Here is a 12,428-nt window from a genome sequence, read left to right as displayed (position 1 = left end):
TTTTTTATGTTGTTAGCGCAGCTGTAATTTAGTCAGACAGGTCTGGCTGTCTTCCATGGTCTTAATGGGATACTCCGCTTTTTTGCCGTTGTAGCTTACTGCGATGGTGCCTGCCATATTGCGCGGTAGCCAAACCCCGACGAAGCCATTTCGACCGCTCTTCATCTCTTTTTGTAGCACAACATCACCCTTGTTATCCGTCACTTTGACATTGAATGTCTTCTCCGGCATTTCGCCCTGGCAACCGGAAAGGCTGTGGTTGAAGCAAGGATGTGTTTGCCATTCATAAGGGGCAAATGACAGATAGAACTTGTCACCGAGCGGCAGGGTATAGATCTGATCGCCTGAAGAGAGCTTCAGTTCAGTGCTGGTGACGGATGCCGAGTAGGGCAGTGGGCGGCTCTGGGGAGACTGGTCAATGGCCTCGACGATTTGCTCGACGGATTTTCCGCTGAGCCCGTGTTCCGCCAAAAAAGTGGCTTCAGGGGTTGCGGCGAACGCGCTACCGGTGGTGAGTAAACCTAAAACCAGCAGCAATGAGGATTTCGACATAGCTTCAATTCCTTGTGAACATTGTGGAATACAGACTGGCTCACTATAAAGCTTGCCCTTAGGGAAAGGTCAAAGGGGCGGCGGGTAAAGTAATGCAAAGAAGCGTGTGGCCGGGGCGTTTTAAGAAGTACAGATAAAAAAAATCCCCGCCGTTTGGCAGGGATTCAGAATCTTGAGCTTTTTAAGCTTACAGGCTGGTTACGTTGCCAGCTGCCGGGCCTTTAGCGCCGCTTTCGATGGTGAAGGAAACTTTCTGACCTTCGTCCAGAGATTTGTAGCCATCGTTCTGGATAGCAGAGAAGTGTACGAACACGTCTTTAGAGCCATCGTCAGGAGTGATGAAGCCGAAACCTTTGTCAGCGTTGAACCATTTTACGATACCAGTCATTTTACCGGACATAGTGTATTACCTTTTAAAAAATAAGTGTGCCTTTCGGCGATATGGCGTGCTTTACAGATTTTTTAACAGTAAAGGAAATGCTCACTACGAAGGGTATCAACGATAACTCTTGAAGGGACTTGCCTTACTAACTGCTGTAATGGTCTGTACGTCAAACCGTTGAGGGCATTAACTCATTTTACGCATGTGGATGCAACTACTATTTTCTTTTTTGTGGATAACCTTCGTAAGGGAACGGCCCCGTTACAGGACCGTTCTTAAGCAAAATTGAAAAATAGTTCAATCCATCAGTTGCTTACTTAATCTTGGATCTGCCTGGATCAGGCGCATTAACTTCAATTCGGTAGTGGAAGGCTTTACGCGTTTAGACTCCCATTCATGAACCATCGCGACTGTCACGCCCATTACTCGGGCAAAATCATCTGTTTTTAAACCCGTCCCTCGTCGTAACTGTTCAAATTCGGTGAAAGGGTTGGTTTTTTGCGTCAGAGTGACCGTCTGCGATACATCTTTAAAAACAATCTGCTCCAGACTGCTCAGCAGTTCAAACATAGGATCTTTGTATTCCATTGAGAACTCCTACAAATCACACAGCGGGATCGTGAATTTCTTCGAAGCTCATTAAGAGTAGTCGGAAAAAATGAAGTCGGATTCGGGGTTTGAGAGATGGATTCGTTTCAGCAAACGGTGGGCAACAATCTTTCGCAGGCTAACAAACTGATAAAGGTCGGGATCTCCGAACGATCGATTCCGATTGTAAAGATGACTAAAATATGACGCCGAGTAGTAAATGCAGCATTGTTTAGCAAAACGAACGGTGGTGGGAACGGTTATTTTCCCCCACAAGATTATGCGGAAAGGGTATCTTGCGGGGCTGACCTGGACTATCCTTGTTAACGTCAGGCACGCGGGTGTCGTTGTGCGCATTTTTGGGTGAAAGGAGTATTAAAATGGCGACAGGTAAGTCCTGCTCTCGCTGGTTTGCGCCTGTTTTGGCGCTCTTAATGGTAGTTGGCCTGAGTGGGTGTTTTGATAAAGAAGGCGATCAACGCAAAGCGTTTATCGATTTTCTGCAGAATACTGCAATGCGTAGCGGAGAGCGTTTACCAACGCTGACCGCCGATCAGAAAAAACAGTTTGGCCCGTTTGTGTCCGATTACGCGATTCTGTATGGCTATTCGCAGCAGGTTAATCAGGCGATGGACTCCGGTCTGCGTCCGGTGGTTGATAGCGTAAATGCGATTCGTGTTCCTCAGGATTATGTGACTCAGCGTGAGCCGCTGCGTCAGGCAAATGGTGCGCTAGGTGTATTAGGGCAACAGTTGCAGAATGCGAAACTACAGGCAGATGCTGCGCATGGCGCGCTGAAGCAGGGCGAAGATCTGAAGCCGGTCTTTGACCAGGTTTACAATAAAGTCGTCACTGTACCTGCAGAGGCGTTACAGCCGCTGATCCCTGCAGCGCAAATCTTCACGCAGCAGTTAGTGCAGGTTGGTGATTTTGTGGCGCAGCAGGATACGCAGGTGAGCTTTGTCGCCAACGGTATCCAGTTCCCAACGTCACAGCAGGCAAGTCAGTACAACACGCTGATTGGCCCGTTGGCTTCTCAACATCAGGCATTTAACCAGGCCTGGACTGCTGCGGTGAATGCCGCTCAGTAATTAAGCCGCTGTAAGATATGAAGGGCCGGGTGAGCGTAAGCGCTACCCGGCCTTTTGTTTATCGCGCGACCTGCGGGTTTACGCAGTTCTTCTCAACGCGTCCTTGCAGCGCATCGATTAAGTTATCCACCGCACAGGCCGCCATGTTATAGCGTGTTTCGTGCGTGGCTGAACCAATGTGCGGCACAGCAACCACGTTTGGCAGCGACAGCAGCGGTGAGTCTGCCGGTAATGGCTCCTGCTCAAACACATCCAGGCCAGCGGCATGAATTTCGCCGTTTTGCAGGGCGGCAATCAGTGCTTTTTCATCGACCACCGGCCCACGTCCGGCGTTAATGAAAATGGCGGAAGACTTCATTTTGGCAAACTGTTCGGTGCTGAACAGATGATGCGTTTCGTCGGTTAACGGCAGGATCAGGCAGACAAAATCGGATTCTTGTAACAGCGTATCAAGATCGCAGTAGCGCGCGTTGAAACGTTCTTCTGCTTCCTGATGATGACGGCGCGCATTATAGAGAATCGGCATGCTAAAGCCGAAATGCGCACGTTGTGCCAGCGCCAGCCCAATGCGGCCCATGCCGACAATCCCCAGCGTTTTGTGGTGCACATCCGTACCGAACCAGTCCGGCCCGATACTTTTGGTCCATTCACCGACCTTCACCCGTTCAGCCACTTCTACCACGCGGCGAGCGGTGCTTAACACCAGCGCCATCACCGTATCGGCGACGGTTTCTGTCAGTACGGTTGGCGTGTGCATCAACAGTACCTTACGCGCGTTAAGGGCATCGACGTCGAAGTTGTCATAGCCGACGGAAATCGTGGAGGTCGCACGCAGTTTCGGCATTTTCTCCAGTAGAGCGGTATTGACGGCTTCACTGGAGCCCAGCAGACCTTCCGCATTGGCAAACGCTTCGGCGTGCTGTGCGACCGTTTCCGGGCGCAGGTTAGGCACACGAGTCACAGTAAAATGCTCTTCCAAGCGATGCAGTAAATCGTCAGGTAACGCTTTATAGAGAATAATGGACGGCTTCATGCGAATCTCCGTAAGTTAAAATTTAAGCGTGGCGTGCGCCAATAGGTAGCTGTTGATTATTAGCAGGCTCAGGCCGAGTCCTGCCGTTGCACACGCACGTCGCTGGCGGTTATTTTTGCCCAGTGCAAGGCACGAGCAGAGAAGTTTGGTGAACCAAACGAGCTGGGAGTAACGCCGCAATGGGCAAAAATAGCCCCAGCCCTTCGGGACACGCGTCAGAACCACGAACTCTTCGTTGTCTGGCTTGGGCATAGTTCACTATGCCCAGCGCCCTCCGCCTTGATTACGCGGTTCTGCCACAGTGTCGACGGTGTGTTCAATGGCAGGACTCGGCCTCACAATGAGAGTTAGCCATACTGAGACAAAAAGCGCTACCCCCATAAAAATGTACGAGGCGGACGGGCTGCCGGTAGCGCCATTGAGGTAGCCGACAAACCATGAACCAAAGAATGAGCCTAGCGCGCCCATACTGTTAATCAGCGCCATTGCACCCCCGGCAACGTTACGCGGCAGCATTTCCGGAATGATGGCAAAGAAAGGACCATAAGGGGCATACATTGCCGCACCCGCAATAACCAACAGCGTGTAAGAAATCCAGAAGTGGTCTGCGCCCACGGCCCAGGAGCCGATAAAAGCGAAAGCAGCTATCAGTAACAGTGGCCAGACAAACAGCTTACGATTTTGCAGTTTATCGGAGGCCCAGGAAACGAGGATCATCGCCGCAGTCGCCGCCAGATAAGGTACGGATGACAGCCAGCCAACCTCAACCATCCCCAGATTTGCACCGCCGTTGCGGATAATCGACGGCAGCCACAGGACAAAACCATAGACGCCAATACTCCAGGTGAAATACTGCATACACAGCAGGATGACGTTACGTGAGCGGAAAGCCTCGCTATAGTTCCGTACGGCTTTGATTCCTTGCTGCTCTTTTTCCAGTTGTGCCTGAAGGGCGGCTTTTTCAGATTCTGACAGCCAACCGACCTGAGACGGTTTGTCTTTTACCAGCACCCACCAGCAGAACGCCCAGATGATGGCCGGGAAGCCCTCGATGATGAACATTTCCCGCCAGCCCAGCGCCTGGATCAGATACCCGGAAACCACGGACATCCACAGCACGGTGACCGGGTTGCCAAGGATCAGGAAGGTGTTGGCGCGTGAACGTTCGGATTTGGTAAACCAGTTGCTGATATAAATCAGCATTGCGGGCATCACGGCAGCTTCAACGACACCGAGAATAAAGCGAATGGCGGCGAGCATGGGAATGTTACTGACCATGCCGGTCAGTGATGCGCATCCACCCCAGAGGATCAGACAGACAAAAATCAGTTTTCTTACGCTGCGACGCTCGGCGTAAATCGCGCCTGGGATCTGGAAGAAGAAATAACCGAGGAAAAACAGCGCGCCCAGCAGGGAAGAGATCCCTTTAGTAATGCCGAGATCCTCGTTGATACCGGCGGCGGAGGCGAAGCTGAAGTTCGCGCGGTCGAGATACGCCAGGCTGTACGTGATAAACACGATTGGCATGATGTACCACCAGCGTTTTGCTGCATTTGTTGAGCTATTCATAGACTGCCCTCTGATTATGCTGTTACGCCGCCTCTGAATGTAGGGTACAGAGACAGAGTTGACCGGGAATTTATTCCCCTAATTGTTCACGTGTGGGTAATCCTTCGCTGTCGCCCTGAACCTGAATGGCCAGAGCGCCAATTTTATTGCCGCGGGTCACCGCCTGATGCAGCGAGCGACCTTCCAGCAGGGCGCTGATAACGCCGACCGCAAAGCCATCGCCTGCGCCGACGGTGTCGACCACGTTGTCGACTTTTACCGGTGCGACGCAGCCCTGCTCGCCGTTGGCGGCTTTATACCAGGCGCCATCGGCCCCGGTTTTGATGATCACGGCCTTCACCCCGTGGCGCAGATAAAAGTCGGCGATGGCTTCAGGCGTCTGCTGACCGGTTAAAATCATGCCCTCTTTTAATCCAGGCAAAACCCAGTCGGCCTGGAATGCCAAACGGTTCAGTTTTTCCACCATCTCGGCTTCGCTTTTCCACAGCACAGGGCGTAAATTCGGGTCGAACGAGATGGTCTTCCCTTGTGCTTTCAGTGTGCGGGCGGTATGGGCTAACAGTTCATAAGAGCTGGCAGAAAGTGCCGCCGCTACGCCGCTCAGGTGCAGGTGGCGCGCGCTGGCGAAGTAGGCTTCGTGATAATCCTCAATGCTGAGGTGGCTGGCAGCGGAACCTTTGCGGAAGTATTCCACAATGGGATCGGTTCCATTTTCGACCTTAGATTTAAGCTGAAAGCCGGTAGCGTAACGCTCGTCCTGGGTGACTCCCTGCGCATCAATCCCTTCTTTTTCCAGCGACTTAACGATAAAACGGCCAAAACTGTCGTTGCCTACACGGCTTACCCAACCGACCTTCAGGCCCAGCCGGGCAAGACCGGTCGCCACATTGAGTTCAGCGCCAGCAACGCGCTTGATAAACTGCTCCACATCCGCCAGTTCGCCGGTTTGCGTGGCGACAAACATCGCCATCGCTTCACCAATCGTTACCACATCCAGTGACTTTTTCATGCGTTACTCCTCGCGTAACAACTCGACGTAACGGCGGGTAACCGCCGCCAAATCCTGCCCTTCCAGGGGAAACTCAATGCCGCGTGGAACATCGCCCGGCAGCGTTTTCAACAGCGTCAGCCAGCGCGGATCGGCTGCATCAGGCGGTACGGCACGGTAGCTGTCGCGATGTGCAACGGCGGCTTTGACATGGATATACCCAACGGTTGACGCCAGTTTCTGCGCCGCCTGTTCCGGGGAGTCGCCCACCCACAGCCAGTTGCCCATATCGAAGGTCAGAGATATCGGCAGATTTTGCGTCTGGCAGGCTTCGTTAAAGCGCTGCATCGGCTTCAGGCGTCCGCAGGCGGTCTGATCGTTTTCGACAACCAGTTCCATTCCGCTGTTGTCCAGCCATTCACGTAACACGTTGAACTGTTCTGTATGGGAGAAATGGCCGAGGGAGACTTTTAGCCATAGCGCCTGCAGGGCCTGTGCTTCTTCAAGTAGCGCAGGAAGTCGGGGATTGAGGCTACCGTCCTCAAGGAACAACGGCTCAGGCGCTGAGTAACAGGCCAGCAGGCCGAAGATTTCGATAGCAGATGCCACCGTGGACAGCGTGTGCAGCTCGGCGTCGGTCAGCAATTCGCGGCGGATTTCGACGCCGTCAGCACCGGCTTCAGCGATAATGGGCAGCATTGCCGTTTGCCCGCCAGCGGCCCGTACCTGGTCGTGGCCGTAAGCGGCGGTGACCACCATAATTTTTCTTTTCATGGAAACTCCAGACTAGCGTTCTTGCTATAACGCTAGATGGAACCGGTTCCAAAGAAAAGCTTATGATGTTGAATTTATGATCACCATCACGAAGGAAATTTAACGGGCGGTAGAGCCGCGAACGATCAGTTCGCCGGAGAAGACCTGTTCCTGAATGGCAGCAGAGCCGCCATCGATCCGGCGTACAACCTGCTCAACGGCGGTGTAGCCAATCTGCCAGGTAGGTTGTTTCAACGTGGTAATACCAACGCCCGCCAGTTCGGCCCATTCCAGTTCGTCAAAACCGAGCAGGCCGATATCGCTGCCCCAGTTAAGGCCAATGCGTTTCAGGGCGCGGGCAACCTGTAGTGTGAGAGCGCCATTGGCTGAGATAACGGCTTTGCGCATTCCCCGGTGCTGCTGGTGGAACTGGCGCAGGGTTTCGTCCAACTGCGTATTGTCCGTGAGCGGGACTTCGGCATTTTGTGCGATAACGCCGGGGTACTGTGCGAGGGTGGCGCGAAAAGCGCTCAGGCGTTCGCGGCGGGTATTCACCATGCCGAGCGGTTCGCTGAGGAACAGGATGGCTTCAAAACCTTGTTCGACCAGATGTTCCGTGGCAACCGTTGCCGCCTGGGTGTTATCCAGCCCGACCATATCACAGGCGAAATCGGGAATTTTACGGTCAATCAGCACCATCGGCAGCGCAGACTGCTGCAGGCGGTTCAGCCCCTCTTCGCGCATCCCGACGGCGTTGACCACAATCCCTTCGACCTGGTAGCTGCGCAGCAGGTCAAGATAATGCAGTTCCTGATCCACTTCGTTGTTGGTGTTACACACCAGCGGGGTAAAGCCTTTATCGCGGCAGGCGGCTTCAATGCCGCTTAACACGTTGACGGAGTAGGGATTGGTAATATCGGCGATGATCAGGCCAATCAGGCGGGTACGACCGTGTTTCAGTCCTCTTGCCATCAGGCTGGGACGGTAGTCGAGATCGGCAATGGCTTGTTCAATGCGGGCCAGTAGCGCGTCGGAAAGCAGGTGCTTTTCACCGTTGAGATAGCGTGAAATGCTGGTCTTGCCGGTTTTTGCGGCTTTCGCCACATCGCTGATGGTTGCCCGTGTTGATTTGCTCATCGCTGATTTCCCTGAATTTCGTGTGAATACCTTAGCGGGAAAATCTGACGAAGCAAGTAATTTGCCCGGTGGCGCTGCGCTTACCGGGCCTACTTGTCGAACGTAGGCCGGGTAAGGCGAAGCCGCCACCCGGCTCAACGATTACTGCATAGGACTCAACGTAATCTCTACGCGACGGTTCTGCGCTTTACCTTCCGCCGTGCTGTTGCTGGCGATCGGATTTGACGGACCCATGCCCTGAGTGCGGATACGATTAGCGGCAACCCCTTGCGTGATTAAGGCGCTGGCCACGGAGTCCGCGCGTTGCTGAGACAGACGCATATTCAGATCCTGGCTGCCGGTGCTGTCGGTGAAGCCCAGCACGTTGACGGCGGTTTTATTGTACTCTTTCAGTACCATTGCCACGCCGGTCAGGGTGTTGGCACCAGCAGGTTTCAGGTTGGCGCTACTGCTGTCGAAGGTGACGTTATTCGGCATATTCAGAATGATGTTATCGCCACTACGCGTCACGCTGACGCCCGTTCCCTGCATTTTGTCGCGCAGTTTGGCTTCCTGCACGTCCATGTAATAACCGACACCGCCGCCAACGGCCGCACCCGCCGCTGCGCCAATCAGTGCACCTTTACCGCGATCTTTCTTCGAAGAAGAGAGTGCGCCAATGCCCGCGCCGACCAGAGAGCCAATACCCGCGCCAATGCCGGATTTACCTGCTTCGCGTTCGCCGGTGTAAGGGTTTGTTGTGCAGCCAGAAACCGCCAGGGCGCCGCTCACAATGGCAGCAATAACAAAAACACGTTTCTTCATCTTAATTCCTTAATGACTTTTTCTTCTTTGCCACAGCGACCGTGGCGGTTGATTATGACGTGTGAACATGAAGAAAATTCCAGGGAAGACTCTGAAATTTGTAAGTAACATTGAACGGCATAATAAATAAGCCGTCACATCGCATTCAGGAGCGCCATCTTGGCTAATTCACCCGCACATTACTCGGTGTTAACCGCCGCCCACTGGGGACCAATTCTCGTCGACACCGATGGTGAGACGGTTTTCTCCTCGCGTGGCGCGCTGCCCACTTCCCATCCCAACTCTTTGCAAACCGTGGTGCGCGACCAGGTTCACAGTAAAACGCGGGTACGTTTTCCAATGGTGCGTAAAGGCTTTCTCGCCTCGCCGGAGAATCCCCAGGGCGTGCGTGGGCAGGATGAATTTGTTCGCGTAAGTTGGGACGACGCGCTGAATCTTATCCATACGCAGCATAAACGCATCCGTGACAGCAACGGCCCGGCCTCGATTTTTGCCGGTTCCTACGGCTGGCGCTCTAACGGCGTGTTACACAAAGCGGCAACCCTGCTACAACGCTATATGGCGCTGGCAGGCGGTTATACCGGGCATCTGGGAGATTATTCGACGGGGGCTGCGCAGGCGATCATGCCGTACGTGGTGGGCGGTAACGAAGTTTACCAGCAGCAAACCAGCTGGCCAGTGGTGCTTGAGAACAGCGAGGTGGTGGTGTTATGGAGCGCTAATCCGCTGAATACACTGAAGATTGCCTGGAACGCGTCCGATGAGCAGGGGCTTGCTTACTTTGAGGCTTTGCGCGACAGCGGTAAACGGTTGATCTGTATCGATCCGATGCGATCGGAAAGCGTCGAATTCTTTGGCGAAAAGATGGAATGGATTGCCCCGCATATGGGGACCGACGTGGCGCTGATGCTGGGCATCGCGCATACGCTGGTGGAAAACGGCTGGCATGACGAGGATTTTCTCGCGCGGTGTACCACCGGCTATGACCGTTTTGCAAACTATCTGTTGGGTAAATCTGATGATGTTGTGAAAACGGCAGAGTGGGCTGCGGAGATTTGCGGTATACCCGCAACAAAAATACGCGAACTTGCGGCGATATTTCACCAAAATACCACCATGCTGATGGCCGGATGGGGGATGCAGCGCCAACAGTATGGTGAGCAGAAACACTGGATGATCGTCACCCTGGCCGCCATGCTCGGGCAAATCGGGACGCCAGGCGGCGGTTTTGGGCTGTCGTACCATTTTGCCAACGGTGGCAACCCAACGCGCCGGGCTGCGGTGCTGGCTTCAATGCAGGGCAGCGTTAAAGGTGGTACCGACGCAGTAGATAAAATCCCGGTGGCGCGAATTGTTGAAGCGCTGGAAAATCCCGGTGGTTTTTACCAGCACAACGGCATGGACCGCCATTTCCCGGACATCCGCATGTTGTGGTGGGCTGGTGGCGCTAACTTCACCCATCATCAGGACACTAACCGTTTAATTCGCGCCTGGCAAAAACCGGAGCTGGTGGTTATCTCGGAGTGTTTCTGGACCGCCGCAGCGAAGCATGCCGATATCGTACTGCCGGCGACCACCTCCTTTGAGCGCAATGATTTGACCATGACCGGCGACTACAGCAACCAGCACCTGGTGCCGATGAAGCAGGTTGTGCCGCCGCAGGACGAAGCGCGAAATGATTATGATGTTTTTGCCGAGCTGAGTGAACGCTGGGAAGAGGGCGGTTACGAGCGATTCACCGAAGGCAAAAGCGAGCTGGAATGGCTGGAGACGTTTTACAATATTGCCGGGCAACGTGGGGCCAGTCAGCAGGTGACATTGCCGCCTTTCGCCGAGTTTTGGCAGCGCAACGCCCTGATCGAAATGCCGGAAAATGCCGCCAGCGCGCAGTTTATCCGTTTTGCGGATTTTCGCCGCGACCCGCAGGCTCATCCGCTGAAAACGGACAGCGGAAAAATTGAAATCTACTCCGCGAGGATTGCTGGTTACGGCTACGCGGACTGTGCGGGGCACCCGATGTGGCTGGAGCCGGATGAGTGGTTCGGTAACGCCGAACCGGACCAGCTACAGCTGCTTTCCGCCCATCCGGCGCACCGTTTGCATAGTCAGCTTAACTACAGTGCGCTACGTGAGCAGTACGCGGTAGCGGATCGTGAGCCGGTAACGATTCATCCGCAGGATGCCCACGCACGCGGCATTGCGGATGGCGATACGGTCAGGGTGTGGAACCAGCGTGGTCAAGTTCTGGCGGGCGCGGTGGTGACGGCGGGTATTAAACCCGGCGTTATCTGTATTCATGAAGGCGCCTGGCCTGATTTGGATCTCGCAGCGAACGGTATTTGTAAAAATGGCGCCGTCAACGTGCTGACCAAAGATCTCCCCAGCTCGAAGCTGGGGAATGGCTGCGCGGGCAACACCGCGCTGGCGTGGCTTGAAAAATACAGCGGACCCACGTTGACGCTTACGGCGTTTGATCCGCCTGCCAGCCCATAATCCACGTGGGATGGTGAGTCTCTTCCTGCCATGCGCCGTCTTCAATGCGAAAACCCAGCGCATGGTAGAAGTTCACCGCGGATTGATTCTTCTGGTAGACCTCCAGGCTGAGTAACGAAAAGCGCTGCTGCACATGCTGCACCAGCGCTTTGCCGATCCCGCTTCTGATGGCGGCAGGCGCGACAAACAGCGCGCCGAGGAAGCGGTCATCAATGACGCTGACAAAACCTTTGAGCTCGCCTTCTTCTTCCCACACCCAGGTTTGCGCGGCTGGCAGATAAACATCCCGCACCACTGATTCACTTTCGCGCCAGTAGCGCTCTTCGATAAACGGATGGGCATGGATTGTGCTTTCCATCCACAGCGTCAGAATCGCTGGTAGATCTTCAGCCTTTGATTCACGAATCATGTTGTTCTCCCGGATAACAGATGCAACTGGTGACATGATCGTTGACCAGGCCGCATGCCTGCATAAAGGAGTAACAAATGGTGGTGCCGACAAACTTAAAACCGCGTTTTTTTAACGCTTTAGACAGCGCGTCTGACGCAGGCGTGGAGGTGGGAATATCGCTCAGGTTGGCGGCGCAGGTCACTTGTGGTTGGTTATCAACAAATGACCAGACGAACTCGCTAAACGACTCTCCGTTTTGTGCCATCGTCAGAAAGGCACGAGCGTTGCCGATAATGGCCTGAATTTTTCCGCGATGGCGAATTATGCCGGCATCCAGTACCAGCCTTTCCACATCCTCTTCGGTCATGGTCGCCACTTTTTCCGGGTCAAAATGGTGGAAAGCGTGGCGATAATTTTCCCGTTTCTTGAGTACGGTAATCCACGATAACCCGGCCTGCTGGCCTTCGAGGCAGATCATTTCGAACAGCTTTTTGCCATCGGTTTCGGGGACGCCCCATTCCTTGTCGTGGTAGGCAATGTAAAGTGGATCCTGACTGACCCATCCGCAACGCTGCATATTCTTCCTCGCTGTTTTTACTGGCGTAAAAATTTCATTCGGCCCGCCTTGACGCGCCAGCTAAAAAGAC

General features: G+C 54.0%; 14 protein-coding genes. 2 read left to right on the top strand and 12 right to left on the bottom strand.

Annotation, left to right across the window (positions count from 1 at the left end):
* Positions 1-12: 12 nt before the first annotated feature.
* From cueP to C2U41_RS21420, 3 genes are all read right to left on the bottom strand, one after another.
* Entirely contained in the window at positions 13-552 is a 540-nt protein-coding gene (gene cueP / locus C2U41_RS21430) for a copper-binding periplasmic metallochaperone CueP (protein WP_003024269.1), read from the bottom strand.
* 187 nt (positions 553-739) lie between these two features.
* Entirely contained in the window at positions 740-952 is a 213-nt protein-coding gene (gene cspE / locus C2U41_RS21425) for a transcription antiterminator/RNA stability regulator CspE (protein ID WP_000014594.1), read from the bottom strand.
* A 279-nt stretch (positions 953-1,231) separates the two neighbouring features.
* A complete protein-coding gene (locus C2U41_RS21420; RefSeq protein ID WP_003024273.1) occupies positions 1,232-1,522 on the bottom strand; it encodes an HTH-type transcriptional regulator in 291 nt (96 codons plus the stop codon).
* A 380-nt stretch (positions 1,523-1,902) separates the two neighbouring features.
* Here C2U41_RS21420 and C2U41_RS21415 point away from each other — a divergent pair, with 380 nt between their 5' ends.
* Positions 1,903-2,613, top strand: a complete 711-nt coding sequence (locus C2U41_RS21415; protein ID WP_003837709.1) for a DUF3053 domain-containing protein — start codon at positions 1,903-1,905, stop codon at positions 2,611-2,613.
* 58 nt (positions 2,614-2,671) lie between these two features.
* On the opposite strand, the gene ghrB is transcribed toward C2U41_RS21415, so the two are convergent.
* The 7 genes from ghrB to C2U41_RS21385 form a co-directional block, all read right to left on the bottom strand.
* Positions 2,672-3,646, bottom strand: a complete 975-nt coding sequence (gene ghrB, locus C2U41_RS21410) for a glyoxylate/hydroxypyruvate reductase GhrB (RefSeq protein ID WP_016151146.1) — start codon at positions 3,644-3,646, stop codon at positions 2,672-2,674.
* A 15-nt stretch (positions 3,647-3,661) separates the two neighbouring features.
* The gene (locus C2U41_RS29375; protein ID WP_127790525.1) at positions 3,662-3,898 is read right to left on the bottom strand and encodes a hypothetical protein; all 237 of its coding nucleotides are present in this window, start codon (positions 3,896-3,898) and stop codon (positions 3,662-3,664) included.
* 6 nt (positions 3,899-3,904) lie between these two features.
* Positions 3,905-5,215: an MFS transporter gene (locus tag C2U41_RS21405; protein WP_044700397.1), complete on the bottom strand. Its 1,311-nt coding sequence runs from the start codon at positions 5,213-5,215 to the stop codon at positions 3,905-3,907.
* A gap of 70 nt (positions 5,216-5,285) precedes the next feature.
* Positions 5,286-6,224 carry a sugar kinase gene (locus C2U41_RS21400; RefSeq protein ID WP_003837715.1) on the bottom strand — a complete coding sequence of 313 codons (939 nt, stop codon included), beginning with the start codon at positions 6,222-6,224 and terminating at the stop codon, positions 5,286-5,288.
* Positions 6,225-6,227: 3 nt separating this feature from the next.
* Positions 6,228-6,977: a sugar phosphate isomerase/epimerase family protein gene (locus tag C2U41_RS21395; RefSeq protein ID WP_003024284.1), complete on the bottom strand. Its 750-nt coding sequence runs from the start codon at positions 6,975-6,977 to the stop codon at positions 6,228-6,230.
* 99 nt (positions 6,978-7,076) lie between these two features.
* Positions 7,077-8,093 carry a LacI family DNA-binding transcriptional regulator gene (locus C2U41_RS21390; protein ID WP_003837718.1) on the bottom strand — a complete coding sequence of 339 codons (1,017 nt, stop codon included), beginning with the start codon at positions 8,091-8,093 and terminating at the stop codon, positions 7,077-7,079.
* Between the two features lie 141 nt (positions 8,094-8,234).
* Positions 8,235-8,897 carry an OmpA family lipoprotein gene (locus tag C2U41_RS21385; protein WP_003837719.1) on the bottom strand — a complete coding sequence of 221 codons (663 nt, stop codon included), beginning with the start codon at positions 8,895-8,897 and terminating at the stop codon, positions 8,235-8,237.
* A 159-nt stretch (positions 8,898-9,056) separates the two neighbouring features.
* Here C2U41_RS21385 and C2U41_RS21380 point away from each other — a divergent pair, with 159 nt between their 5' ends.
* Positions 9,057-11,390 (top strand): molybdopterin guanine dinucleotide-containing S/N-oxide reductase, encoded by a 2,334-nt coding sequence (locus tag C2U41_RS21380; protein ID WP_060855201.1) that lies wholly within the window; start codon positions 9,057-9,059, stop codon positions 11,388-11,390.
* Here the strand turns inward: C2U41_RS21380 and C2U41_RS21375 are convergent.
* Both C2U41_RS21375 and tag read right to left on the bottom strand, forming a co-directional pair.
* On the bottom strand, positions 11,359-11,799 hold the full coding sequence (locus C2U41_RS21375) for an N-acetyltransferase (protein WP_016151144.1): 441 nt from the start codon (positions 11,797-11,799) through the stop codon (positions 11,359-11,361). The genes C2U41_RS21380 and C2U41_RS21375 overlap by 32 nt on opposite strands.
* Positions 11,789-12,358 carry a DNA-3-methyladenine glycosylase I gene (gene tag, locus C2U41_RS21370; protein WP_071697733.1) on the bottom strand — a complete coding sequence of 190 codons (570 nt, stop codon included), beginning with the start codon at positions 12,356-12,358 and terminating at the stop codon, positions 11,789-11,791. Before tag ends, C2U41_RS21375 begins: the two co-directional genes overlap by 11 nt.
* Positions 12,359-12,428 lie beyond the last annotated feature (70 nt).

The organism is Citrobacter freundii complex sp. CFNIH4 (genome assembly GCF_002934505.1).
Lineage (GTDB): Bacteria > Pseudomonadota > Gammaproteobacteria > Enterobacterales > Enterobacteriaceae > Citrobacter > Citrobacter freundii.
This window is presented reverse-complemented; position numbering and strand designations above follow the sequence as displayed.

Bases quoted from the DNA above. Each gene is read 5' to 3' on its own strand.
- cueP (WP_003024269.1), bottom strand. From the start codon at position 552: ATGTCGAAATCCTCATTGCTGCTGGTTTTAGGTTTACTCACCACCGGT.
- cspE (WP_000014594.1), bottom strand. From the start codon at position 952: ATGTCCGGTAAAATGACTGGTATCGTAAAATGGTTCAACGCTGACAAA.
- C2U41_RS21420 (WP_003024273.1), bottom strand. From the start codon at position 1,522: ATGGAATACAAAGATCCTATGTTTGAACTGCTGAGCAGTCTGGAGCAG.
- C2U41_RS21415 (WP_003837709.1), top strand. From the start codon at position 1,903: ATGGCGACAGGTAAGTCCTGCTCTCGCTGGTTTGCGCCTGTTTTGGCG.
- ghrB (WP_016151146.1), bottom strand. From the start codon at position 3,646: ATGAAGCCGTCCATTATTCTCTATAAAGCGTTACCTGACGATTTACTG.
- C2U41_RS29375 (WP_127790525.1), bottom strand. From the start codon at position 3,898: ATGCCCAAGCCAGACAACGAAGAGTTCGTGGTTCTGACGCGTGTCCCG.
- C2U41_RS21405 (WP_044700397.1), bottom strand. From the start codon at position 5,215: ATGAATAGCTCAACAAATGCAGCAAAACGCTGGTGGTACATCATGCCA.
- C2U41_RS21400 (WP_003837715.1), bottom strand. From the start codon at position 6,224: ATGAAAAAGTCACTGGATGTGGTAACGATTGGTGAAGCGATGGCGATG.
- C2U41_RS21395 (WP_003024284.1), bottom strand. From the start codon at position 6,977: ATGAAAAGAAAAATTATGGTGGTCACCGCCGCTTACGGCCACGACCAG.
- C2U41_RS21390 (WP_003837718.1), bottom strand. From the start codon at position 8,093: ATGAGCAAATCAACACGGGCAACCATCAGCGATGTGGCGAAAGCCGCA.
- C2U41_RS21385 (WP_003837719.1), bottom strand. From the start codon at position 8,897: ATGAAGAAACGTGTTTTTGTTATTGCTGCCATTGTGAGCGGCGCCCTG.
- C2U41_RS21375 (WP_016151144.1), bottom strand. From the start codon at position 11,799: ATGATTCGTGAATCAAAGGCTGAAGATCTACCAGCGATTCTGACGCTG.
- tag (WP_071697733.1), bottom strand. From the start codon at position 12,358: ATGCAGCGTTGCGGATGGGTCAGTCAGGATCCACTTTACATTGCCTAC.